Below are 22,582 nucleotides of genomic sequence, written 5' to 3' on the forward strand. Positions count from 1 at the left end.
CCCAGCATGTTTTCAGCCAAAACCCCAAGGCCCCTTACCGGCAAAACCCAGGCTCTAACATTAGCTCATTGCAGCCAATGCACAGGGCTCTCCAGCAGATTACACAAAGTCACCGAGGCTGCGAGAAAGGAATGATGGCATTTTGACCTTTGTCACAGACTCTTACGCCATACAGACATCTTTGCCACAGGCGCTTAGTATCGGGCGACACGTTCAAGGAATCGGCAAATGACAATCGAATGGGTCTGCAAACATCACAGTGATCTGGGCAAGGAACAGCTATACGCGCTGTTGAAGCTGCGCTCGGACGTGTTCGTCGTCGAGCAGAAATGCGCCTATCCGGACCTCGATGGCCAGGATCTGGAAGGCGACACCTACCATCTGATGGGGTGGGAGGATGACCAGTTGATGGCGTACCTGCGCCTGCTGGATCCGGAATCCCAGGGGGGTGACGTGGTGATCGGCCGCGTGATTACCGCACCGCAGGGGCGCGGCAAAGGGCTAGGGCATGAAATGATGGAGCAAGCACTGAAACAGGCCGAGAAGCATTGGCCGCAGGTGCCGATCTATCTGTCGGCGCAGGCGCATTTGCAGGGGTATTACGGTCGGTACGGGTTTGTTGTGGCGGGTGAAGAGTATCTGGAGGATGACATTCCACACATTGGGATGCGTCGTTCCTGAAGAGCTCCTCACCCTAGCCCTCTCCCGGAGGGAGAGGGGACTGACCTTATTGTCTTGCGGCAGACATCGACCTGAAAAGCCGAGTCGATTATGGATTCAGAGGAATTCGCTCAAGTCGGCGTACTTCTCCAATATCCCCCAATCGGCTCCCTCTCCCTCTGGGAGAGGGCTGGGGTGAGGGGCTTTTCAGGGATATCCCAGAACTGCCTTGATCTGCCGCAAATTACGCTCGATCCACCCACGATCAATCGCCCCCCACTCACGAATCCGATAGCGCCCGGCGTGATTACGCGCGCCCTCTTCCTGCTCAAATTCACAGACGATATCCAGATCCGCCAACGCGGCAATCGTGTCCTGCGCCGTGCGCCGGGGCATGCCGGTCACTTCGGTCAGCGTCGGCACACTCGGCGCCAGACCGCTGTCGATCAGGTACGCCACATACAAGCGGCGGTAGAAACTGCTTTTGGTCTTGCTGACGTCCATCCCCACCTTCCTGGTTGCGTACGGTTAAGCCTGCATATCGCGCCACGTCAGGTACACACGCAGATCAAACTCGACCTGGTGATACCCCGGCAGCATGTGCTCGCACAATTTGTAGAACGCCTTGTTGTGATCCGACTCTTTGAAGTGCGCCAGTTCATGCACCACGATCATTTTCAGAAAGTCCGGCGCGGCGTCTTTGAACAACGAGGCGATACGAATCTCTTTCTTGGCCTTGAGTTTGCCGCCCTGCACCCGTGAAACCGTGGTGTGCAGACCCAGTGCGCGGTGGGTCAGGTCGAGGCGGTTGTCGAACAGCACCTTGTCGATGGCCGGGGCGTTGCGCAGGTACTCCTGCTTCAGGTCCAGCGCGTAGCTGTACAAAGCCTTGTCGCTCTGCACGTCGTGTCGCCCTGAATAGCGTTGATTCAGGTAATCACCCAGACGCCCTTCGGCAATCAGCTGGCGCACCTGGTCCTGCAATTGCGCGGGATAGGCCTGGAGGTACTTCAACACAGTCATGGACGAGCGACACGGTTCGAAAAAGGTGCGCCAGTGTAGCGAATTCAACCGGGCAGCGCGCTCCAGTCAAACGGTTCGGCGAAGCTGACCGCATCCTCGGCCATCAGCGGCCGCGCGACGAGGAAACCCTGCACGTATTCGCAGCCATGGGCTTGCAGCCATTGGTATTGCTCGATGGTTTCCACCCCCTCGGCAATCACCAGCAAACCGTATTGTTTGCACAGACTGATCACCGTACTGACCAGCGAGGCGTCGCGTTTGGAGTCCGGCAACCGCGCAATAAGATGGCGATCAAGCTTGAGGGTATCCAGCTCCAGATCACGCAGGTGCGCCAGCGAACACGGCCCGGAACCGAAGTCATCCAGCGCCACCCGCACGCCCAGATTGCGCAGCAACCGCAGTTGTTTGCGGGTTTCGTCGGGATTCTGCATCAGCGCTTCTTCGGTGACCTCGACCTCCAGTTGCCGAGGCTGCAAGGCATGTCGTTCCATCACCTGACGCAACTCGGTGACCAGATTCGGCAGGCTGAACTGGGTGTTGCTCAAACTCACACCGAGCACCAGATCTTCGGCAAACAGGGTTTCCCAGGCTTTGCGCTGACCGGCACCACGATGATAAATCCAGCTGCCGAGGCGGCTGATCAGCCGCGCCTCTTCCAGCAACGGCAAGAACAACCCCGGCGGCACATCGCCAACGCTCGGGTGCTGCCAGCGCAACAAGGCTTCGAAGCCACGAATCTGGCCCGTGTCGATGGCCACCTGCGGCTGATACACCAAGTTGAAATCGCGGTTCTCGATGGCGGCACGCACGCTCTCTTCGAGCATCAACCGCGAGCGCGCCCGGCCGTTCATTTCATGATCGTAGAAACGATATTGTTGGCGCCCGGCGCGCTTGGCTTCGTACATGGCGATGTCGGAGGCACGCAGCAACCCGTCAAGGTCCGAGCCGCAGTCCGGGTAAGTGGCGATGCCGATGCTGGCGCCTAGAGCGATGTCCAACCCTTCAATCTGCTGACAGATCGACACCCGTTCGATGAGTTTTTCGGCAATCTTCGCCGCTTGCTCGGGAAACTCCAGATCCAGCAGCGCGGTAAATTCATCGCCGCCCATGCGCGCAAGAATGTCGAACGGCCGCAGACATGCCTTCAATTGCTCGGAGACCCAGCGCAACACCCGATCGCCGGCATCATGACCGAGCGAATCGTTGACCCGCTTGAAGCCGTCGAGGTCCAGATACAGCAACACCCAACTGCTGTCGCTGCGCTCGCCACGCAGCAGCAGATTCTCAACCGTCTGGTAAAACCCGCGCCGGTTGAGCAACCCGGTCAGTGGATCGGTCACCGCCTGGAATTCAAGTTGTTGGTGCAAGTGACGCACCACCGACATATCGAGCACGGTCACCACCATCGCATGCTGTTCGGCGGGCAACGCCGCACAGGACAGCGCCACCGGCACTTGCTGGCCGGGCGCGGTGCGCAGCAAGGCGTCGTGCAGCCTCAACGTCTCGCCACGCTTGTAGCTGGCATAAAACTCGGAATCGGCCCACAGCGGAATGTGCGGCTTCTGAAGAAAATCGAGAAACTCCTTACCTTCCAGCTCCTTCACCGGCGCATTCAACAACCGCGAAATCGCCGGATTGGCAAAGCGGATCAAACCGTCCTCGCCCACCACCAATATCCCTTCGGCAGCGTTATCCAGCACCGAAGCATTGAAGGCGCGCGCCAACTCCAGATCATGACTCAAGCGCTGCAACGCGCGGCGATTGCGCTGATGTTCCAGCAACGCCTGCACTTTGGGCTTGAGGATCTGCGGGTCGAACGGCTTGAACAGGTAATCCACCGCGCCACTGGCATAGCCTTTGATCACGGCGTCCTGGGATTGCTCGTTGGCAGTCAGAAAGATAATCGGCGTCAGGCGCGTGCGCTGGCTGCCACGCATCAATCGCGCAACTTCAAAGCCATCCATGCCCGGCATCTGCACATCCAGCAGCACCAGATCGACGTCGTGGGAGAGCAGAATATTGAGCGCTTCGAAACCGGAGGCTGCGGTGAGGACGTGCCAATCCTGGCGCTGCAGCAACGCGCGCATGCTGATCAGATTTTCAGGGTAATCATCAACGATCAAAAGGACAGAGCTGCCTTCACCTGGCGGGGGTTGCGCGCATTCCATGCTGCTTCTCTTGTCGGGACTTTCGGTCGGTTTCCGATAAAAACCGCACACATACTGAGCCTTCACTCTAGTACTGGATCCAGGAAAGCAGAAGCTGTCATCAGGCCATCATTTAACCAAAGCGTGAGTTTGCCGACTAACGGTCACCGCTGAAGCCCCCGGAAACCGGCAGAGATGGCATTTCGACAGGATGTTGACGTCAATCATCTGCCAAACGGGCATTAACAAAAAATCCCTCTACGCTTATAAAGGCCGCCCGAAAAGGCGCGGACTAGAGCTTCTGGCACCCGCGTTCAGGATGAACTGAGTGGAAGAACCGACATGATCGACCTCGCAACCYGGAACCTCAGCGTTCCCGTTGGCAGCCCGCCATACACCGTCGAAACCTCAAAACTGGTGAACGGCTTCAAAGATCAGTACTTCCATTCCGACACCGGCACCTTGTTCTTCTGGTCACCGGTTACCGGGTCAAAAACCGAAAACGCCATTTATCCGCGCACCGAACTGCGCGAAACCTACAGCAACGGCACCCTGCGCAACTGGTATTACCCGGATGCCGACAATTCATTGCGCGCGACCGTCACGGTGAACAAAGTGCCGAGCTCCGGCAAGATCGTCATCGGCCAGATTCATGCTTATGAAAGCCAGAAGCCGATGGTCAAACTTGAATATCAGTACAAGACAAAAACCGAGACCGGCAACCTGGTGATCAAGGTGCGCATGCATCCGGACGAGGATGAGAGTCGCGTCATCACGCTGGCGACCGGGATCAAACTGGATCGCGAATTCAACTACTTGATTCACCTGAGTCCTGGCGGTGCGTTGGGTGTGAGTGCGGCGGGATATCAGTGGGATTCACAGATAAGTGCGACTTGGCGGAATAAGCCGCTGTATTTCAAGGCCGGGGTTTATGTGCAGGACAACACAGGGTACACCAGTGAAGGTGGGCAGGTGACCTTCTCCAAACTCGACATTGATCACGATAAATAACCCAAACCCCACGGTAGGAACTGCCGAAGGCTGCGATCTTTTGATCCTGTTTTTGATTCTGAAAAGACAAAATCAAAAGATCGCAGCCTTCGGCAGCTCCTACCTTTAAACAGTGCTGTTTAGATCTGTCGGCGGTTACTTCCGGATGCCTACAAGGCCTTGCGCCGTTGCCTACCACTACGCCAGAATCCGCCGGCTTGTGCGCCTGGCGGGCCATCGGTAACTTGATTCGCGTCACTGATTTCCAGTGATCGGGTTTAGTAGCCCGTGGTTTCAAGCGTTGTGCACAAGCATCTGTCAGTCAGGTATTCCCATACCTGCGCTTGATGGTAGCTGTGCGCAGGGCACCTTCGGGTGCGCCGGCTTGCTCGAAACCCCGGTCTACTAACCTGCGTACAGTTGCCTCCACTTTGATTTAGTAGCCAGAGCGGGGGCACTCCAATCAGGTTTCGAGCAAATGACAAAATCAACGCCACACCCGCCAGAAACAGATCTCGCATCCCCTTACGAATCCCTCGATTCCAAAAAACTCAACGACGCCGCCGAGCGCGCCCTCGACCATTACCTCAAACCGTCCGCCTTCATCATGGCCAGCACGCACAAACCCGAGCCCATGTACCTCGCCAACCCGAAGTACAACACCGAATCCCTGCTGGCCAACGCCAGCGAAACCCTGGGTTCAGCCAGCGAAATGCTCAACAACTTCGCCGCCATGCTCGACACCTCACACCGCAAGACCGCGCTGGGCATCGCGCAAGTGGTCATGCTCGGTGAACTGGCGGTGAATCAGGCGCTGGATCACGTTGAACTGAAGGAATAACCGCCCATAAAAAAACCCGCTTCATGGCGGGTTTCTTAAGCCAAATGGATTAAATGTTCCGCATACGCAACATCGACATCAAAATGTGACGGTAGCGCAACATGGAATGACTCTCCTTTAATCACCCGTCTCGGTATTCAACTACGCGAAAAACGTATAAATCGTGGCCTGACGCAGGCGCAGCTTACCGATCTAGCGGGACGGACACGATACAAGCAAATAAAGGGGACAAAGACACAAAAAGGGGACGGAATCTTGATAAATAAATCTGCCCCTTTTTTGCACTTTCAGCGAGATCTTAATCAAACAAATCAGTCAAACTTTGACATTGTCTCTTTTTGCCACTTCCTTGTTTTATTAAAAACCAGAACCCTTATAGCGAAAAAATATTAAAACCTGTCATTTATTACAGGTTACCTGCAACAACTTCTCGCCTAGTCTCATCGACGTAATACGAGACAACCTATTTGACTTTAATACTGAATACACGGAAGGTAAATATCATGAAAAATTACAATGGCTTCGTATTTAACGCCGCCGGCGAGGAACATGCCGCCACACTCAGATTTGACGATCCAGCCCAGCAAACTGGCAACATAAGTAACGGCTACATGGACTATTGCGGACTTGACTTCGTCGTCACTGGCACCTGCACGAAATCCACTTGGGCTTTTAAGCTTCAAGCGAAATCAGATGCCAAAAATAGAGATGAGCTAAACCATGGCCCAAGCACTCTCAATATTGATATGAAATCAACTGATGGAACCGACAGGAACTTGGAAGGTACGGTTACCGTTAAAGCAGGCGGGCCGTATGTAGGCCAATCCTTTGGAATCAGATTCACAAAAGGCTGACATCCTTTATTACCTATGAAACAGGGTGAATCAGTTAACCTTACATTCAGCTGACCCTTCAGATAACGCTGAGATTTCACCTCCAGCAAGATCGGCTTAATATCCGAAGCATTATGGATTGCTCTTACTTTTAGATAACTTCGTCAAGCGAAATAATCGTCCACAAAAAACCCGCCTCACGGCGGGTTTCTTTTAAAGAAGTCTAACGCTCAAGCTCAGTTAACCTTAGCGTTCAACTCACCCTTCAGATAACGCTGGAACATCGCTTCCAGAGAAATCGGTTTGATCTTCGAAGCATTACCCGCAGTACCGAAAGCTTCATAACGAGCGATACACACGTCACGCATCGCCGTCACGGTCGCGCCGAAGAATTTACGCGGGTCGAATTCGCTCGGGTTGGTGGCCATCAGGCGACGCATCGCACCGGTGGATGCCAGACGCAGGTCGGTGTCGATGTTGACCTTGCGCACGCCGTGCTTGATGCCTTCGACGATTTCTTCAACCGGTACGCCGTAGGTTTCTTTGATGTCGCCGCCGTACTGGTTGATGATCGCCAGCCACTCTTGTGGCACCGACGAGGAACCGTGCATCACCAGGTGGGTGTTCGGGATGCGTTTGTGGATTTCCTTGATGCGGTCGATCGCCAGAACGTCACCGGTAGGTGGCTTGGTGAACTTGTAGGCGCCGTGGCTGGTGCCGATGGCGATGGCCAGGGCATCGACTTGTGTGCGCTTGACGAAGTCAGCGGCTTCTTCCGGGTCGGTCAGCATTTGGCTGTGATCCAGAACGCCTTCAGCGCCGATGCCGTCTTCTTCACCGGCCATGCCGGTTTCCAGCGAACCCAGGCAGCCCAGCTCGCCTTCTACCGAAACGCCGCAGGCGTGAGCCATGGCTACGGTTTGTTGGGTAACGCGGACGTTGTAGTCGTAGTCGGTCGGGGTCTTGCCGTCTTCGCCCAGCGAGCCGTCCATCATCACCGAGCTGAAGCCCAGTTGAATCGAACGCTGGCAGACGTCAGGGCTGGTGCCGTGGTCCTGGTGCATGCACACCGGGATGTGCGGGAATTCTTCGATCGCGGCCAGGATCAGGTGACGCAGGAAAGGTGCGCCGGCGTATTTGCGAGCGCCGGCCGAAGCCTGAACGATCACCGGGGAGTCAGTCTTGTCAGCGGCTTCCATGATGGCGCGCATCTGCTCAAGGTTGTTGACGTTGAAGGCTGGAACGCCGTAGCCGAATTCGGCTGCGTGGTCCAACATCTGGCGCATGCTGATAAGTGCCATTGTGTGTGTCTCTCCCGGTTGAGGGTCGTTAATCGTGCCAGCCTGCCGGAGCGGCGGCGGCTATTCAAGTGATTGCAGATCGGGGGTTGAGGCCCGGTCTGGTGATTCGATAAAGCAAAATCCTGAGAGCTACACAGAACCCCTGTGGGAGCGAGCTTGCTCGCGAATGCGGCTTGGCATTCAGCATTGATGCAAGCTGATCCACCGCTTTCGCGAGCAAGCTCGCTCCCACAGTTGGATCTATTTCCACATTGGGCCTGCGGTGTTGCAATTACTGCGCTTTGCAGCCGCGGCCGATCAGGTCATTGGTGGCGACCCAGTACACCAGGCCTTCCTCTCCCTTGACGTGAAACGCCAGCATGCCGTCGCTGTACAGCGTGCCCGAGGCGCCCGGTTCTTCTTTCAGGCGATAGACCTGATCACCGCCACCCAGTCGCACGTCGACTTCCTTCTGGCCGGCATCGGCGTAACGCCACAGCACTTTGGCCTGGCTGTCGCAGGTCCAGGTGGTCCAGTTGTCCGCCGGGGCAGACGACTGAAACAGGTTCAACTGCGCGCAACCGCCCAACAATGCCAACGCCGCAATGGCGATCAAGCCTTTCATCCGTGTTCCTCGACTGACGGCGCACGCCGCCAGCCCTGAGTTAAACAGTCAGACCCGTCAAGGACAACCATGTTCCTTGGCCGGGGTTTGCGTCTCGTATTTGTCCAAGCCGTCCGGGCCCGAGCGCTTGTTCAGCACCGGGTTGGTTTCGGCCTGCCAGTCGGCCTGATAGCAGGCCTTCTGCGACTCGCTCGGCGCCGGCGTAGCCTCGGCCTTCGGGTTACTCCCGCAGGCCGCCAGCGTACCGGTCAGCAACAACAGTGCTAACGACTTGACCATGTAAACACTCCTTTGCCTGGCCAAACGGGCGGCCTCAGGCCTTGGCCCGGCTTTCCAGGACTTCAACGGCGGGCAGCACTTTGCCTTCGACGAATTCGAGGAACGCGCCACCACCGGTGGAAATGTAGGAGATTTGCTCAGCCACGCCATATTTATCGATCGCGGCCAAGGTATCGCCACCGCCAGCAATCGAGAATGCCGAGCTTTCAGCGATGGCCTGAGCCAGCACTTTGGTGCCGTTACCGAACTGGTCGAATTCAAACACGCCGACCGGACCGTTCCACAGAATGGTTTTCGACGATTTCAGCAATTCGGCGAAGTTGGCAGCGGTTTGCGGGCCGATGTCCAGAATCATGTCGTCAGCCGCGACGTCAGCAATCAGCTTGACGGTGGCTTCTGCGGTTTCAGCGAACTCTTTGGCAACCACTACGTCAACCGGCAGTGGCACGCTGACTTTGGCAGCGATGGCGCGTGCGGTGTCGAGCAGATCCGGTTCGTACAGCGACTTGCCAACCGGGTGACCGGCCGCCGCGAGGAAAGTGTTGGCGATGCCGCCGCCGACGATCAGTTGATCGCAGATCTGGCTCAGGCTGTTCAGCACGTCGAGTTTGGTCGACACCTTGGAGCCGGCAACAATGGCAGCCATTGGCTGAGCCGGTGCGCCAAGGGCTTTGCCCAGTGCATCCAGTTCAGCGGCCAGCAGTGGACCAGCAGCCGCAACCTTGGCGAACTTGGCCACGCCGTGGGTCGAACCTTCGGCGCGGTGAGCGGTGCCGAAAGCGTCCATCACGAACACGTCGCACAGAGCAGCGTATTGCTGGGCCAGTTCGTCAGCGTTCTTTTTCTCGCCTTTGTTGAAGCGCACGTTTTCGAACAGCACGATGTCGCCGGCCTTGACGTCCACGCCGCCCAGGTAATCAGCCACCAGCGGCACTTCGCGGCCCAGGGCCTTGCTCAGGTAGTCAGCGACAGGCTTGAGGCTGTTCTCGGCAGAGAATTCGCCTTCGGTCGGACGGCCAAGGTGCGAGCAGACCATCACGGCCGCGCCTTTTTCCAGGGCCAGCTTGATGGTCGGCAGCGAAGCCAGGATACGCGCATCGCTGGTGACAACACCGTCCTTGACTGGGACGTTGAGGTCTTCGCGGATCAATACGCGCTTACCTTGCAGATCGAGGTCGGACATCTTCAACACGGTCATGGGTCGCACTTCCTACGGTTTTTTTGAAGTTGCTGTTTGCAGATAGTGTTCTGCTACGTCCAGCATTCGGTTGGCAAAACCCCATTCGTTGTCGAACCAGGCCAGGATGTTCACCAGCTTAGGGCCGGAAACACGGGTCTGACTGGCATCGACGATGGCCGAATGTGGGTCATGGTTGAAATCACAACTGGCGTGCGGCAACTCGGTATAGGCGAGCAGGCCTTTGAGCGGGCCGCTGGTGGCGGCTTCGCGCAGGATCCGGTTGACCTCATTGGCGTCGGTCGCGGTGGCGGTCTGCATCGTGATGTCGAGGCAGGACACGTTGACCGTCGGCACGCGTACGGCTTTGGCCTGAATTCGCCCGGCAAGTTCCGGCAGCAGGCGCTCGATGCCGCGCGCCAGACCGGTGGACACCGGGATCACCGACTGGAACGCCGAACGGGTGCGGCGCAGGTCTTCATGGTGATAGGCGTCGATCACTGGCTGATCGTTCATCGCCGAGTGAATCGTAGTGATCGACACGTAATCGAGGCCGATCGCCTTGTCGAGCAAGCGCAACAGCGGCACGCCGCAGTTGGTGGTGCAGGAGGCGTTGGACACCAGCAGTTCGTCGCCGGTCAGGCAATCCTGATTGACGCCGTAAACGATGGTGGCGTCGACATCCGCCTCGCTGGCCATCGGCTGCGAGAACAACACGCGCGGCGCGCCAGCGTCGAGAAAACGCTGGCCGTCTTCACGGGTGTTGTAGGCACCGGAACATTCAAGCACCAGATCGACGCCCAGTGACGCCCAATCGATGCCTTCGGGGGTGGCACTGCGCAGGACCTTCACGCAGTCGCCATTAATATGCAGACAATCGCCTTCTACTCGCACCTCGCCCGGAAAACGGCCGTGAGTGGAGTCGAAGCGTGTCAGGTATTCGATGCTGGCCATGTCCGCCAGATCGTTGATCGCGACAATTTCAAACCCGGCTTTCTCGCCTCGCTCAAACAACGCACGCAAGACGCAACGACCAATGCGGCCGTAGCCGTTGAGTGCAACTTTGAAGGGACGCGGTTGAGGCATGGGGTTCTCGATTACCGTGGTGAATCAGGCAGTGCGATGTTGCCCGAACCAACGCTTTCGCGAGCAAGCTCGCTCCCACAGGGAAATGCGTTCCAATGTGGGAGCGAGCTTGTTCGCGAAGGCGTCAGCTCAGACGACATCTTTTCTGGATCAGTCTTCCAGCAGTTCTTCAGCCTGACCCAGGATGTTTTCCAGGGTAAAACCGAACTCTTCGAACAGTGCCGAAGCCGGAGCCGATTCGCCGTAAGTGGTCATGCCAATCACGCGACCTTCCAGACCCACGTACTTGAACCAGAAGTCGGCGTGTGCCGCTTCGATCGCGATACGCGCGCTGACCTGCAACGGCAGCACGGCTTGTTTGTAGCCAGCGTCCTGAGCATCGAAAACGCTGGTGCACGGCATGGAAACCACACGCACCTTGCGACCTTGTTCGGTCAGCTTGTCGAACGCCTGAACAGCCAGACCGACTTCCGAACCGGTGGCGATCAGGATCAGCTCAGGCTCGCCTGCGCAGTCCTTCAGCACGTAACCGCCACGGCTGATGTCGGCAATCTGGCCGGCATCGCGTTCCTGGTGCTGCAGGTTCTGACGCGAGAAGATCAGCGCCGATGGGCCGTCCTTACGCTCCAGAGCGTTTTTCCAGGCCACCGCCGATTCAACGGCATCGGCTGGACGCCAGGTGTCGAGGTTCGGTGTGGTACGCAGGCTGGTCAGTTGTTCGATCGGCTGGTGCGTCGGGCCGTCTTCGCCCAGACCGATGGAGTCGTGGGTGTAGACGTGGATCACTTGCTTCTTCATCAGCGCGGACATGCGCACGGCGTTGCGGGCGTATTCCATGAACATCAGGAAGGTCGCGCCGTAAGGCACCAGGCCGCCGTGCAGGGTCACGCCGTTCATGATTGCGGTCATGCCGAATTCGCGCACGCCGTAGTACATGTAGTTGCCGCTGGCATCTTCAGCGCTGACGCCTTTGCAACCTTTCCACAGGGTCAGGTTGGAACCGGCCAGGTCAGCGGAGCCGCCGAGCAGTTCCGGCAGCAACGGGCCGAACGCGTTCAGGGTGTTCTGGCTGGCTTTACGGCTGGCGATGGTTTCGCCTTTGGCCGCAACTTCAGCGATGTAAGCCGAAGCTTTTTCGGAGAAATCGGCCGGCAGCTCACCGCTCAGACGACGCACCAGTTCGTTGGCTTCGGTCGGGAATGCAGCGGAGTAGGCAGCGAAACGCTGATCCCACTCGGCTTCGGCCGCGCGACCTTTTTCCTTGGCATCCCACTCGGCATAGATGTCGGCCGGGATTTCGAACGGGCCGTGGTTCCAGTTCAGCGCCTGACGGGTCAGCGCGATTTCCGCATCACCCAGTGGGGCGCCGTGGCAGTCTTCTTTGCCCTGCTTGTTCGGCGAGCCGAAACCGATGGTGGTCTTGCAGCAGATCAGCGTTGGCAGCGGGCTCTTGCGCGCGGTTTCGATGGCGGTCTTGATCTCTTCCGGGTCGTGACCGTCAACGTTGCGGATCACTTGCCAGTTGTAGGCTTCGAAACGCTTCGGCGTGTCATCGGTGAACCAGCCTTCGACTTCGCCGTCGATGGAGATGCCGTTGTCATCGTAGAAAGCGATCAGCTTGCCCAGACCCAGAGTGCCAGCCAAGGATGCGACTTCGTGGGAAATGCCTTCCATCATGCAGCCATCACCCAGGAACACGTAGGTGTGGTGGTCAACGATGTTGTGGTTTGGGCGGTTGAACTGCGCTGCCAGGACTTTTTCTGCCAGAGCGAAACCGACGGCGTTGGCCAGGCCCTGACCCAGCGGGCCGGTGGTGGTTTCAACGCCCGGGGTGTAACCGAATTCAGGGTGGCCCGGGGTGCGGCTGTGCAGTTGACGGAACTGCTTGAGGTCTTCGATCGACAGGTCGTAACCGGTCAGGTGCAGCAGCGAGTAGATCAACATCGAGCCATGGCCGTTGGACAGCACGAAGCGGTCACGGTCGGCGAACGATGGATTGCTCGGGTTGTGCTTGAGGTAGTCGCGCCAAAGCACTTCGGCGATATCTGCCATACCCATAGGGGCACCGGGATGGCCGCTGTTGGCTTTTTGCACGGCATCCATGCTGAGGGCACGAATGGCGTTGGCACGCTCACGACGGCTAGGCATCGCTGATCTCCTGGGTGTGAATAGATTGAAACGGAAAAAAGGAGGGCATTTTCCCTCACCGGAGCGCCTCGGGGCAATGACAGATAGTCATCCGGAGGCGTTTTTCCAATGGATAGCAGTGGTTTCGGTAGGTGAAACCTTTCCGCTGTTCGTTTGTAGAGTTAACCGTTTCGGGAGAAGTGCCATTTATCGAGCAATATCAAAACTTTTTGATATTGGCCTTGCGATGATTTGCCCCCCTCTCTAGACTGCCAGCCCTATGAACTTACGCGTGCCTTCCATTCGCCATGACGATTGCGACGAGCTGGCGGCCCTGTGCAAGGCCGGCGGCGATCCGCTGCGCCTGAATGTATTGCGCGCGCTGGCCAACGATTCGTTCGGCGTGCTGGAGCTGGCGCAGATTTTCGGCATTGGTCAGTCCGGCATGAGTCACCACCTCAAGGTGCTGGCCCAGGCTGATCTGGTGGCGACGCGCCGCGAAGGCAACGCGATCTTTTATCGCCGCGCCCTGCCCCACACCGAATTGCTCGGCGGCAAGCTGCACGCTGCATTGTTAGAAGAAGTCGACAACCTGGCACTGCCTGACGACGTGCAAGCGCGCATCGAACAGGTTCACGGCCAACGTGCCGCCGCCAGTCAGGACTTTTTCACCCGGGTGGCGGAAAAATTCCGTGCCCAGCAAGACTTGATCGCAGGCCTGCCGCAATACCGTGACAGCGTGCTGGCCCTGCTCGACAAACTGAACTTCGATGGTGCAGCCACGGCCATTGAAGTCGGCCCCGGCGATGGTGCTTTTTTGCCGGAACTGGCCCGTCGCTTCGGCACCGTAACCGCGCTGGACAACAGCCCGGCGATGCTCGAACTGGCGCGCCAGGTATGTGAACGTGAACAGCTGGCTAACGTCAGCCTGCAATTGGCCGATGCATTGAATGGCACAAGCCTTACGGCCGATTGCGTGGTGTTGAACATGGTGTTGCACCATTTCGCCGCGCCGGCCGACGCACTCAAGCATATGGCCAACCTGCTGCAACCGGGCGGTAGCCTGCTCGTGACAGAGTTATGTAGCCACAACCAGAGTTGGGCCAGGGAGGCCTGCGGTGATCTGTGGTTGGGGTTTGAACAGGACGATTTGGCCCGTTGGGCCACCGCTGCGGGACTCGTTCCCGGGGAAAGCCTCTATGTAGGCTTACGTAATGGTTTCCAGATCCAGGTCCGCCATTTTCAGCGACCGGCTGGCGACACTCACCATCGGTAAATTCAGGAAAACATCGAGATGAGCGAATACTCCCTCTTCACCTCCGAGTCCGTGTCCGAAGGACATCCGGACAAAATCGCCGACCAGATTTCCGATGCGGTGCTGGACGCCATTATTGCCCAGGACAAACACGCACGCGTTGCCGTGGAAACCCTGGTCAAGACCGGCGTGGCCATCGTTGCCGGTGAAGTGACCACCAGCGCCTGGGTCGACCTGGAGCAGATCGTTCGTGACGTCATCTGCGACATCGGCTACACCAGCTCCGAAGTCGGCTTCGACGGCGCGACGTGCGGCGTGATGAACATCATCGGCAAGCAGTCCCCAGACATCAACCAAGGTGTTGACCGTGCCAAGCCTGAAGATCAGGGCGCCGGCGACCAGGGCCTGATGTTCGGCTACGCCAGCAACGAAACCGACGTGCTGATGCCAGCGCCGATCACCTTCTCGCACCAGTTGGTGCAGCGCCAGGCCGAAGCCCGTAAATCGGGTCTGCTGCCTTGGCTGCGCCCGGACGCCAAGTCGCAAGTGACTTGCCGTTACGAAGGCGGCAAGGTTGTTGGTATCGACGCGGTTGTTCTGTCGACCCAGCACAACCCTGAAGTGTCGTACAAAGACCTGCGCGAAGGCGTGATGGAGCTGATCGTCAAGCACGTGCTGCCTGCCGAACTGCTGAGCAAAGACACCCAGTTTCACATCAACCCGACCGGCCAGTTCATCATTGGCGGCCCGGTAGGTGACTGCGGTCTGACCGGTCGCAAGATCATCGTCGACAGCTACGGCGGCATGGCCCGTCACGGCGGTGGCGCGTTCTCCGGTAAAGATCCATCGAAGGTTGACCGTTCGGCTGCCTACGCTGGCCGTTATGTTGCCAAGAACATCGTCGCGGCCGGCCTGGCCGAGCGTTGCGAGATTCAGGTTTCCTACGCGATCGGTGTGGCTCAGCCTACTTCGATCTCGCTGAACACCTTCGGCACCGGCAAGATCAGCGATGACAAGATCGTCAAACTGGTGCGTGAAGTGTTCGACCTGCGTCCATACGCAATCACCACTATGCTCGACCTGCTGCACCCGATGTACCAGGAAACTGCAGCGTACGGCCACTTCGGTCGCGCGTCAGAGACCAAGACCGTTGGCGAAGACACCTTCACCACGTTCACCTGGGAAAAAACCGACCGCGCCGACGCCCTGCGTTCTGCTGCTGGTCTGTAAGACTCCCTGGCGGTACAAAAAAGCCCCGCACGGTTCGCCCCGTGCGGGGCTTTTTCATGCCTGAAATACAGTTTTGAACTCGCCCCCCTGTGGGAGCGAGCTTGCTCGCGAAGGGGCCAGCCGAACCGACATCAATTTCCGGCCAGACACACCCCGCAAAACACCCCGTCTACCACGCTCCAGATTGTCTTCTAACCTTCAAGCATTCCCCCTGAGCAAGGACGCTCACCATGCTTGTCACGCTGCGCCTGCTGTTTGTTTTCCTCGTGGCCTGTACGGCCCTCAACGCCCACGCCGATTGCCCGAAATGGCCAGCTACTCAAGCAAAAAGCGAAATCACCGCCCTGCACAAACAGATCAACCAATGGGACGACGCCTATCACCGCGAAGGCCGCTCGCTGATTGCCGACGAACTCTACGATCAGTCACGTCTGCGCTTAAGTGAGTGGCAGCGCTGCTTCGATCTGCCACCCGCACCTGTGCCACTGCGCACCACCTCAGGTTCAATCACACACCCCATCGCCCATACCGGCCTGAATAAATTACACGAAGCAGCCGCCGTGGAAGCGTGGCTACGCGACCGCCGGAATGTCTGGGTACAACCCAAGATCGACGGCGTCGCGGTGACGCTGATTTACCGCGCAGGCGTTCTGCATCAGGCCATCAGTCGTGGTGACGGGATTCGGGGCCAGGACTGGACGCCATCAGTGCAAAAGATCGCCGCCATTCCGCAACGCCTGACGCAACCGCTGGACCTGCTGGTACAAGGCGAACTTTATTGGCGCTTGAACGAACACGTGCAAGCCAAATCCGGCAGCGTCAACGCTCGCGCCACCGTCGCCGGATTGATGGGGCGTAAATTCCTGAATACAGAACAAGCCGCCGGAATCGGATTCTTCGCCTGGGACTGGCCGCAAAGCCCCCTGGACTTGCCCAAGCGAATAACCGGATTGGCGACGCTGGGTTTCGCCACGACGGAACCTTACAGCCAACCGGTCAGCAAACTCGCAGAGGCGCAGAAATGGCGCGATCACTGGTATCGCTCACCCCTTCCCTTCGCAACCGACGGCGTGGTTCTGCGTCAGGGTCAGCGCCCACCCGCCGAACGCTGGCAGGCACGTGCTCCCTACTGGGCCATCGCTTGGAAATACCCATTCGCGCAGGTACTGGCCGAAGTCCGCAAGGTCAATTTCAAGATCGGGCGCACCGGGCGCATCACCCCGGTGATCGAGCTGAACCCGGTCAGGCTCGATGACCGAGAGATAAAACGGGTCAGCGCCAGTTCGCTAAAACGCTGGCAGGCACTGGATATTCGTCCTGGTGATCAGGTCGCCATCAGCCTCGCCGGCCTGACCATTCCCCGGCTCGACGGCGTCGTGCTGCGAACCGCCGAGCGGGCAGAGATCAACCTCCCCAACGCCGACGACTTCCATACCTTGAGTTGCTGGCAACCTACCCCTGGTTGCGAAAGCCAGTTTCTCGCCCGCTTGACCTGGCTCAGTGGCAAGCAGGGACTGGCGATGCAGCATGTCGGTCGCGGCACCTGGGAGAAACTTTTCGAAACAGGCCGCCTGAATAACCTGCTGGATTGGTTGACCCTTGATGAGCCGGAGCTTGCTAACATTGCCGGCTTTGGCGAACGCAGCAGCGCCCGCCTGATGCACAGTTTTCACAGCGCCCGCCAACGGCCCTTCGCTCAGTGGCTCAAGGCTTTGGGCTTGCCGCCAAGCGGTGAGGCACAACTCCCCGATTCATGGCAGGCGCTGGCACAACGAGACACCGAACAATGGCAGGCAGAACCCGGTATCGGCCCCGGTCGCGCAGCGCAATTGAGCGCCTTCTTCCGCGACCCGCAGGTGTTAGCCTTGAGCGATACCTTGCGGAACGCCGGCATCGACGGTTTCTGAGCACGCAATCCCGGTACCCCGGGAACCCAACCACCACCGAGGCGCTCCAACAGCGCAGTGCCGCCCCGACCCGATTGCCTTTGCACATGGAGCTTTTATGAAATTTCTCGCACCGCTCGCCATGCTGACCCTTTGTGGCGTGATGGCCGCCCCTGTCATGGCCGACGAAGACGCCCCGGGCCTGACCGGTTGCGCGGCCAAGAAGCAAGGCATCATGAACCAGATCGAACAGGCCAAGTCGCGTGGCAACGCTGATCAGCAGGCAGGCCTGGAAACTGCCCTGCGTGAGGTGACCGAACACTGCACCGACGCGGGCCTGAAGAAAGAACGCGAAAACAAGGTGCTCGACGCCAAGCACGAAGTGAGCAAGCGCCAGGCTGATCTCGACAAGGCGATGAAGAAAGGCGATCCAGAGAAGATCAACAAGCGCAAAGACAAACTCGCCGAATCGCGCAAAGAACTTCAGGACGCGCTGGACGAAATCGATAAGTAAAAATCAAAAGATCGCAGCCTGCGGCAGCTCCTTGATCAGGGCAGGAGCTGCCGCAGGCTGCGATCTTTTAAATATCAATGATCGCGAAACTGTTTATGACAAGCGCTGCAGGCATCTTCAACTTTCTGCACCGCAGGCCCGAGATTGCTGGCCTTGTACGGCTGCACCTGGCTGGCAATCACCAATTCACCGGTGGCGGCTTCAAGGTTGCGGGCCATTTCCTGAAAACGTGCCTGTTGTTTCCAGACATCGTCCTTGGCGCTGGTGTGATCTTCTTCGCGAACCTGCGGGAAGTGCTTCCACGGCTCATGGGACAACGCATCAAGCTTGACCGCGCCCTCGGCGAATTTCGGCCCGTCGAACGGAATGCGCCCACGCAACATGCCTCCCAGATCTTCACCGGTCTTGAGCATCTGTTTGAAGATCGCCTTGCGTTGGCCCAGTGGAGAATTCGGATCGACACCGCCACAGGCGGACAAGGTCAGACAGGCCAGCAATACAACAGAAATGCTTTTAAGAGTCATGGTGGCTTCAGGTCACGGAATTCGGCGGCCAGTATCCTCGCGTCACCGCCAAACACCAATAGCCCTATTAAAAATACGGGTTGCTCGAGCGCATGGAGCACTCGGTCAACCGGCACAGGAATTACTCCATGAACAGCCCTTTCAAGGCCTGGCGTCACCCGCTGATCGCATCCCTGCCTCTAGTGGCAATTCTCGCTGGCTGCACTGGCGGTGATAGCGCCAAACCAAAAACCCACGCACTGGCCACTTATTCCAGCGCCACCTGGGAAGCACTGCCGGCAGTATCCGATAGCGATCTGGTCGCCGGTTTCGGTTCGTGGCGTAGCGCCTGCACCCGACTCAAAGCTGATGCCGTATGGGGCTCCACCTGCGCCGCTGCGGCCAACGTGCCACAAAGTGCTGGCGAGATTCGCGCCTTCCTTAAGCAAAACCTCGACGTTTACGGCCTGCGCGCTGAAAACGACAACCCGAACGGTTTGATCACCGGTTACTACGAACCGGTCTACCCCGGCAGCCTGACTCCCACCGACACGGCCAATGTGCCGGTGTACGGCGTGCCCGAAGACATGATCATTGTCTCGCTGGACAGCATTTACCCGGAGCTGAAAGGCAAACGCCTGCGCGGCCGCCTCGAAGGTCGCGTGCTCAAGCCTTACGACGATGCCGCCACCATTGAATCCAAAGGTGTAAAAGCTCCGGTGGTTGCCTACCTGACCGACCCGATGAATCTGCAATTCCTGCAGATCCAGGGTTCCGGGCGAATTCAGACCGAGGACGGCAAACAGTTGCGCATCGCTTACGCCGATCAGAACGGCCATCCGTATCGCCCAATCGGGCGCTGGCTGGTCGAGCAAGGCGAGCTGAAGAAAGAAGACGTGACCATGAGCGCGATCAGCAACTGGGCCAAGGCCAATCCTTCGCGCATTCCGGAACTGCTGGGCAGCAACCCGAGCTACGTGTTCTTCACGCGCAACCCGGACAGCAACGAAGGCCCGCGCGGTTCGCTGAACGTGCCGTTGACTGCCGGTTATAGCGCGGCAGTGGATCGCAAGGTGATTCCGTTGGGCAGCCTGCTGTGGCTGTCGACGACAAAACCGGATGGCACGGCACTGGTTCGCCCGGTGGCGGCACAGGATACCGGCGGCGCGATTGCCGGCGAGGTGCGTGCGGATCTGTTCTGGGGCACCGGTGATGCGGCCGGACAACTGGCCGGGGACATGAAACAGCAGGGGCAGATCTGGATGCTCTGGCCCAAAGGCGCAGCGCTGCCGCAAGTACCGCAGGTGGCTGATACAGAGAAGAAGTAACCCTTGGAATTTGCTGAGGTAATCAGATAGCTATCGCGAGCAGGCTCACTCCTACAGGGGAACGCATTCCAAAATGTAGGAGTGAGCCTGCTCGCGATGAGGCCATCAGCAACACCGATAATCAAACAGACACAAAGAAGAACGAAGCAATCAACCCCATCCCCACAAACCACACCAGCGAGCGCAGGATCGCCCAGTCCGCCAGGTAGCAAATGATGTAGAGCAGGCGACTGGTGATAAACAGCACCGCCAGCACATTGACCGTCACCAGCTCCGCCGTCCCCACCAGGTGCGCAACAATCACTGCCGCCGCAAATGCCGGCGTCACTTCAAAGCTGTTCATCTGCGCGGCATGGGCACGCCTCGCCACACCGTTGAGACTTTCGAGAAAGTCGCGCGGATCGTGGTTATCACTCAGCCGGTAGCCGCCCACGGCTTTCGCTACGCCAGTGCAGATATACGGCAGGAAAATCGCAATCAACACACACCACAGAGCCACCGTCATAACGCCGTCCTTTTTCGAGTTTTAGAGTTCGCGAGCGGTCAGAACTTCATTACCAGCATGCCGATCAGTACCAGCCCACAGGCTAAGAGCCGCGGCCGGCCAAAAGGTTCTTTGAGGTAACGCATACCGAACAGCACTACCAGAATCACGCTGATCTCGCGCAATGCCGCCGCCTCCGCAATCGAGCCCAATTGCATCGCCCACAGCACCAGAGCGTAGCTGGCCAATACGCAGAAGCCCACCGCCAACCCCAGCTTCCATTGCTCACGCCAGAACAACATGAACGCCGGACGCTTGGCGACCCACGCCAACAGCGGAAACGGCCAGGCGCTGAGCAGCGTGACCCAGACCAGATAATCCAAAGGATGGGACCAGCGCCGCAACGCCTGGCCATCAATGTAGGTGTAGCAGCCGATGCACAGGCCGATCAGCGCCACCACCGGCAGCATCGACCATGGCAAATGCTTGCCACCGCCACCCTGCCATAGCAGACAAACCATGCCGAACGGGATCAGCATGATGCCGAAGATTTGCTGCGTGGTGAGCACCTCTCCCGCGAAGATCAGGGTCAGCGCGAGCACCACCAAAGGCGATAATCCACGCATCAGCGGATATACCAGCCCGAGATCGCCGACCCGGTAGGCTTGAATCAGCAGATAGCGATACAGCAGCTCAAAGGCTGCCGAAGCGAGAATCCATGGCCAGATTTCCATGGGCGGCAAGCTCACGAATGGAAACGCGATGGCAACGACCAGCAGCGCCACGGTGTCCATGCACGCCACCACCAACAGTCGCTCGGCGCTGAACTTGATTAACGTATTCCACGTCGCATGCAACAGCGCCGCCATCAATACCAAAGCTGTCGCCAGCACGTTCCACTCCTTATTGTTGTTAGCGAGCCAATTAGTCAGATTATTGATTCGCGATGTGTCAGCAGCTGTTTATACTGCAAGCGACCACGCCGCACTCAGTTGCGCACAGAAAAATACCAATAATCCCTGCCTGCACCGCCCTCCATCGAGATCGGTCGTCGGCCTGCGTATGCCTGATCAAAGCGTCAAGACTATCGACAGAGACCTTGCGCATGCCACTCGCCTTGCTTGCACTCGCTGTTGCCGCGTTCGGCATCGGCACCACTGAATTCGTCATCATGGGCCTGCTGCCCGATGTCGCCCGGGACCTCTCCGTGAGCATTCCCCATGCGGGCCTGCTGATTACCGGCTACGCCCTGGGCGTGGTCTTCGGCGCCCCGATCCTGGCGATCGGCACCGCAAACATGCCGCGCAAAGCAACGTTGCTGGGCATGACGCTGATGTTCATCCTCGGCAACATCCTCTGCGCACTGGCGCCCAACTACGCGACGCTGATGGCCGCTCGTGTGGTCACAGCCCTCTGTCACGGCGCGTTCTTCGGCATTGGCTCGGTGGTTGCCGCCGGGCTGGTCGCACCGAACAAACGCGCGCAGGCGATTGCAATGATGTTCACCGGCCTGACCTTGGCCAACGTTCTCGGCGTGCCGCTGGGCACGGCGCTCGGGCAGTATGCCGGCTGGCGCTCGACGTTCTGGGCGGTGTCGGTGATTGGTGTGATTGCGGCGCTCGCGCAATGGTTGTGGCTGCCAAAACACATCCCCATGGACAAGGCCAACCTCGCCAGCGAATTCAAGGTACTGGGCAAGGTCAACGTGTTGCTGGCTCTGGGCATGAGTGTGCTCGCGTCGACCAGTCTGTTCAGCGTGTTTACCTATATCGCGCCGATCCTCCAGGACATCACCGGCGTCAGCCCGCATGGCGTGACGGTGATGTTGCTGTTGTTCGGCGTCGGTTTGACCGGTGGCAGCATGCTCGGCGGGCGTCTGGCTGATAGCCGTTTGTTGCCGTCGCTGGTCGGTGTGGCCTTGGCGGTGGTGGTGATTCTGGCGGCGTTCAGTCAGACCAGTCGCTCGGTGGTGCCAGCGGCAATCACGCTGGCGCTGTGGGGGATTTTCGCTTTTGCGCTGTGCCCGATTCTGCAACTGCTGATCATCGATCAGGCGCATGAAGCACCGAACCTGGGCTCGACGTTGAACCAGAGCGCATTCAACCTTGGCAACGCAGCGGGTGCGTGGATCGGCGGACTGGTGGTGGCCAGTGGCGCGGATCTGGCGGACTTGCCATGGACGGGTGCGCTGGTCGGTGTATTGACGGTGCTGACGGCGCTGTTTTTCATCTATCTGCAACGTCGCGAAGCGGCTGCGGTCAATGTGTCCGGCTAGCCCTCACCCTAACCCTCTCCCAGAGGGAGAGGGGACTGA

The 22,582-nt window shown here is 58.5% G+C and carries 22 protein-coding genes and 1 pseudogene; 11 read left to right on the plus strand and 12 right to left on the minus strand.

Annotation, left to right across the window (positions count from 1 at the left end; all coding sequences use genetic code 11):
- Positions 1 to 228: 228 nt before the first annotated feature.
- Positions 229 to 681: a GNAT family N-acetyltransferase gene (locus AC1DVF_RS00750; RefSeq protein ID WP_102900062.1), complete on the plus strand. Its 453-nt coding sequence runs from the start codon at positions 229 to 231 to the stop codon at positions 679 to 681.
- 186 nt (positions 682 to 867) lie between these two features.
- On the opposite strand, the gene AC1DVF_RS00755 is transcribed toward AC1DVF_RS00750, so the two are convergent.
- Genes AC1DVF_RS00755 through AC1DVF_RS00765 form a run of 3 tightly spaced genes read right to left on the minus strand, consistent with a single transcriptional unit; the run spans position 868 to position 3,851 of the window.
- Positions 868 to 1,164: a winged helix-turn-helix domain-containing protein gene (locus AC1DVF_RS00755; protein ID WP_093429875.1), complete on the minus strand. Its 297-nt coding sequence runs from the start codon at positions 1,162 to 1,164 to the stop codon at positions 868 to 870.
- 24 nt (positions 1,165 to 1,188) lie between these two features.
- Positions 1,189 to 1,683: a M48 metallopeptidase family protein gene (locus tag AC1DVF_RS00760; protein ID WP_099757394.1), complete on the minus strand. Its 495-nt coding sequence runs from the start codon at positions 1,681 to 1,683 to the stop codon at positions 1,189 to 1,191.
- Positions 1,684 to 1,727: 44 nt separating this feature from the next.
- Positions 1,728 to 3,851, minus strand: a complete 2,124-nt coding sequence (locus AC1DVF_RS00765) for a putative bifunctional diguanylate cyclase/phosphodiesterase (protein ID WP_460089143.1) — start codon at positions 3,849 to 3,851, stop codon at positions 1,728 to 1,730.
- Positions 3,852 to 4,172: 321 nt separating this feature from the next.
- Here AC1DVF_RS00765 and AC1DVF_RS00770 point away from each other — a divergent pair, with 321 nt between their 5' ends.
- The 4 genes and pseudogenes from AC1DVF_RS00770 to AC1DVF_RS00785 all read left to right on the plus strand — a co-directional run bounded on the left by AC1DVF_RS00770 (position 4,173) and on the right by AC1DVF_RS00785 (position 6,515).
- Positions 4,173 to 4,841 carry a polysaccharide lyase family 7 protein gene (locus AC1DVF_RS00770; protein WP_477781878.1) on the plus strand — a complete coding sequence of 223 codons (669 nt, stop codon included), beginning with the start codon at positions 4,173 to 4,175 and terminating at the stop codon, positions 4,839 to 4,841.
- Positions 4,842 to 5,298: 457 nt separating this feature from the next.
- Entirely contained in the window at positions 5,299 to 5,661 is a 363-nt protein-coding gene (locus AC1DVF_RS00775; RefSeq protein ID WP_477781879.1) for a DUF6124 family protein, read from the plus strand.
- A gap of 120 nt (positions 5,662 to 5,781) precedes the next feature.
- A pseudogene (locus AC1DVF_RS00780) lies at positions 5,782 to 5,892 on the plus strand (helix-turn-helix domain-containing protein); the annotation flags it as partial.
- A gap of 272 nt (positions 5,893 to 6,164) precedes the next feature.
- The gene (locus AC1DVF_RS00785; protein ID WP_220557107.1) at positions 6,165 to 6,515 is read left to right on the plus strand and encodes a hypothetical protein; all 351 of its coding nucleotides are present in this window, start codon (positions 6,165 to 6,167) and stop codon (positions 6,513 to 6,515) included.
- A 215-nt stretch (positions 6,516 to 6,730) separates the two neighbouring features.
- Here the strand turns inward: AC1DVF_RS00785 and fba are convergent, their stop codons facing one another.
- The 6 genes from fba to tkt form a co-directional block, all read right to left on the minus strand.
- Complete coding sequence (gene fba, locus AC1DVF_RS00790; RefSeq protein WP_019694035.1) at positions 6,731 to 7,795, minus strand: class II fructose-bisphosphate aldolase; 1,065 nt, start codon at positions 7,793 to 7,795, stop codon at positions 6,731 to 6,733.
- A 271-nt stretch (positions 7,796 to 8,066) separates the two neighbouring features.
- Positions 8,067 to 8,399, minus strand: a complete 333-nt coding sequence (locus AC1DVF_RS00795; protein ID WP_016987235.1) for an MliC family protein — start codon at positions 8,397 to 8,399, stop codon at positions 8,067 to 8,069.
- A gap of 57 nt (positions 8,400 to 8,456) precedes the next feature.
- Complete coding sequence (locus AC1DVF_RS00800) at positions 8,457 to 8,678, minus strand: hypothetical protein (protein WP_477781880.1); 222 nt, start codon at positions 8,676 to 8,678, stop codon at positions 8,457 to 8,459.
- 34 nt (positions 8,679 to 8,712) lie between these two features.
- Positions 8,713 to 9,876 carry a phosphoglycerate kinase gene (locus AC1DVF_RS00805; RefSeq protein WP_007913753.1) on the minus strand — a complete coding sequence of 388 codons (1,164 nt, stop codon included), beginning with the start codon at positions 9,874 to 9,876 and terminating at the stop codon, positions 8,713 to 8,715.
- Positions 9,877 to 9,888: 12 nt separating this feature from the next.
- A complete protein-coding gene (gene epd / locus AC1DVF_RS00810) occupies positions 9,889 to 10,941 on the minus strand; it encodes an erythrose-4-phosphate dehydrogenase (protein ID WP_064388120.1) in 1,053 nt (350 codons plus the stop codon).
- A gap of 150 nt (positions 10,942 to 11,091) precedes the next feature.
- Positions 11,092 to 13,089, minus strand: a complete 1,998-nt coding sequence (gene tkt / locus AC1DVF_RS00815) for a transketolase (RefSeq protein ID WP_093429867.1) — start codon at positions 13,087 to 13,089, stop codon at positions 11,092 to 11,094.
- A 259-nt stretch (positions 13,090 to 13,348) separates the two neighbouring features.
- Between tkt and AC1DVF_RS00820 the strand changes: the two genes are divergently transcribed.
- The 4 genes from AC1DVF_RS00820 (at position 13,349) to AC1DVF_RS00835 (ending at position 17,953) form a co-directional block, all read left to right on the plus strand.
- On the plus strand, positions 13,349 to 14,344 hold the full coding sequence (locus AC1DVF_RS00820) for an ArsR/SmtB family transcription factor (protein ID WP_093429866.1): 996 nt from the start codon (positions 13,349 to 13,351) through the stop codon (positions 14,342 to 14,344).
- Positions 14,345 to 14,362: 18 nt separating this feature from the next.
- Entirely contained in the window at positions 14,363 to 15,553 is a 1,191-nt protein-coding gene (gene metK, locus AC1DVF_RS00825) for a methionine adenosyltransferase (RefSeq protein ID WP_093429865.1), read from the plus strand.
- A gap of 230 nt (positions 15,554 to 15,783) precedes the next feature.
- Entirely contained in the window at positions 15,784 to 17,460 is a 1,677-nt protein-coding gene (gene ligB / locus AC1DVF_RS00830; protein WP_477781881.1) for an NAD-dependent DNA ligase LigB, read from the plus strand.
- Positions 17,461 to 17,557: 97 nt separating this feature from the next.
- Positions 17,558 to 17,953, plus strand: coding sequence for a DUF1090 domain-containing protein (locus tag AC1DVF_RS00835; RefSeq protein WP_093429863.1), 396 nt, complete (start codon positions 17,558 to 17,560; stop codon positions 17,951 to 17,953).
- 74 nt (positions 17,954 to 18,027) lie between these two features.
- Here AC1DVF_RS00835 and AC1DVF_RS00840 read toward each other — a convergent pair whose 3' ends face one another.
- Positions 18,028 to 18,477: a c-type cytochrome gene (locus tag AC1DVF_RS00840; RefSeq protein WP_093429862.1), complete on the minus strand. Its 450-nt coding sequence runs from the start codon at positions 18,475 to 18,477 to the stop codon at positions 18,028 to 18,030.
- Between the two features lie 128 nt (positions 18,478 to 18,605).
- On the opposite strand from AC1DVF_RS00840, the gene mltA reads away from it, so the two are divergent.
- A complete protein-coding gene (gene mltA / locus AC1DVF_RS00845; RefSeq protein WP_460130355.1) occupies positions 18,606 to 19,784 on the plus strand; it encodes a murein transglycosylase A in 1,179 nt (392 codons plus the stop codon).
- Positions 19,785 to 19,905: 121 nt separating this feature from the next.
- Here the strand turns inward: mltA and AC1DVF_RS00850 are convergent, their stop codons facing one another.
- Together AC1DVF_RS00850 and AC1DVF_RS00855 are read right to left on the minus strand one after the other, a co-directional pair.
- Positions 19,906 to 20,289 carry an MAPEG family protein gene (locus AC1DVF_RS00850; protein WP_008081053.1) on the minus strand — a complete coding sequence of 128 codons (384 nt, stop codon included), beginning with the start codon at positions 20,287 to 20,289 and terminating at the stop codon, positions 19,906 to 19,908.
- A 38-nt stretch (positions 20,290 to 20,327) separates the two neighbouring features.
- Entirely contained in the window at positions 20,328 to 21,161 is an 834-nt protein-coding gene (locus AC1DVF_RS00855) for an EamA family transporter (protein WP_093429860.1), read from the minus strand.
- A gap of 212 nt (positions 21,162 to 21,373) precedes the next feature.
- Here AC1DVF_RS00855 and AC1DVF_RS00860 point away from each other — a divergent pair, with 212 nt between their 5' ends.
- A complete protein-coding gene (locus AC1DVF_RS00860) occupies positions 21,374 to 22,543 on the plus strand; it encodes an MFS transporter (RefSeq protein WP_477781882.1) in 1,170 nt (389 codons plus the stop codon).
- The last annotated feature ends 39 nt before the right edge of the window (positions 22,544 to 22,582 follow it).

Source organism: Pseudomonas sp. P4_D7 (assembly GCF_056401755.1).

What these genes read in the sequence shown, in the direction of transcription:
- AC1DVF_RS00750 (WP_102900062.1), top strand. Translation starts at nt 229, where the DNA reads ATGACAATCGAATGGGTCTGCAAACATCACAGTGATCTGGGCAAGGAA.
- AC1DVF_RS00755 (WP_093429875.1), bottom strand. Translation starts at nt 1,164, where the DNA reads ATGGACGTCAGCAAGACCAAAAGCAGTTTCTACCGCCGCTTGTATGTG.
- AC1DVF_RS00760 (WP_099757394.1), bottom strand. Translation starts at nt 1,683, where the DNA reads ATGACTGTGTTGAAGTACCTCCAGGCCTATCCCGCGCAATTGCAGGAC.
- AC1DVF_RS00765 (WP_460089143.1), bottom strand. Translation starts at nt 3,851, where the DNA reads ATGGAATGCGCGCAACCCCCGCCAGGTGAAGGCAGCTCTGTCCTTTTG.
- AC1DVF_RS00775 (WP_477781879.1), top strand. Translation starts at nt 5,299, where the DNA reads ATGACAAAATCAACGCCACACCCGCCAGAAACAGATCTCGCATCCCCT.
- AC1DVF_RS00785 (WP_220557107.1), top strand. Translation starts at nt 6,165, where the DNA reads ATGAAAAATTACAATGGCTTCGTATTTAACGCCGCCGGCGAGGAACAT.
- fba (WP_019694035.1), bottom strand. Translation starts at nt 7,795, where the DNA reads ATGGCACTTATCAGCATGCGCCAGATGTTGGACCACGCAGCCGAATTC.
- AC1DVF_RS00795 (WP_016987235.1), bottom strand. Translation starts at nt 8,399, where the DNA reads ATGAAAGGCTTGATCGCCATTGCGGCGTTGGCATTGTTGGGCGGTTGC.
- AC1DVF_RS00800 (WP_477781880.1), bottom strand. Translation starts at nt 8,678, where the DNA reads ATGGTCAAGTCGTTAGCACTGTTGTTGCTGACCGGTACGCTGGCGGCC.
- AC1DVF_RS00805 (WP_007913753.1), bottom strand. Translation starts at nt 9,876, where the DNA reads ATGACCGTGTTGAAGATGTCCGACCTCGATCTGCAAGGTAAGCGCGTA.
- epd (WP_064388120.1), bottom strand. Translation starts at nt 10,941, where the DNA reads ATGCCTCAACCGCGTCCCTTCAAAGTTGCACTCAACGGCTACGGCCGC.
- tkt (WP_093429867.1), bottom strand. Translation starts at nt 13,089, where the DNA reads ATGCCTAGCCGTCGTGAGCGTGCCAACGCCATTCGTGCCCTCAGCATG.
- AC1DVF_RS00820 (WP_093429866.1), top strand. Translation starts at nt 13,349, where the DNA reads ATGAACTTACGCGTGCCTTCCATTCGCCATGACGATTGCGACGAGCTG.
- metK (WP_093429865.1), top strand. Translation starts at nt 14,363, where the DNA reads ATGAGCGAATACTCCCTCTTCACCTCCGAGTCCGTGTCCGAAGGACAT.
- ligB (WP_477781881.1), top strand. Translation starts at nt 15,784, where the DNA reads ATGCTTGTCACGCTGCGCCTGCTGTTTGTTTTCCTCGTGGCCTGTACG.
- AC1DVF_RS00835 (WP_093429863.1), top strand. Translation starts at nt 17,558, where the DNA reads ATGAAATTTCTCGCACCGCTCGCCATGCTGACCCTTTGTGGCGTGATG.
- AC1DVF_RS00840 (WP_093429862.1), bottom strand. Translation starts at nt 18,477, where the DNA reads ATGACTCTTAAAAGCATTTCTGTTGTATTGCTGGCCTGTCTGACCTTG.
- mltA (WP_460130355.1), top strand. Translation starts at nt 18,606, where the DNA reads ATGAACAGCCCTTTCAAGGCCTGGCGTCACCCGCTGATCGCATCCCTG.
- AC1DVF_RS00850 (WP_008081053.1), bottom strand. Translation starts at nt 20,289, where the DNA reads ATGACGGTGGCTCTGTGGTGTGTGTTGATTGCGATTTTCCTGCCGTAT.
- AC1DVF_RS00860 (WP_477781882.1), top strand. Translation starts at nt 21,374, where the DNA reads ATGCCACTCGCCTTGCTTGCACTCGCTGTTGCCGCGTTCGGCATCGGC.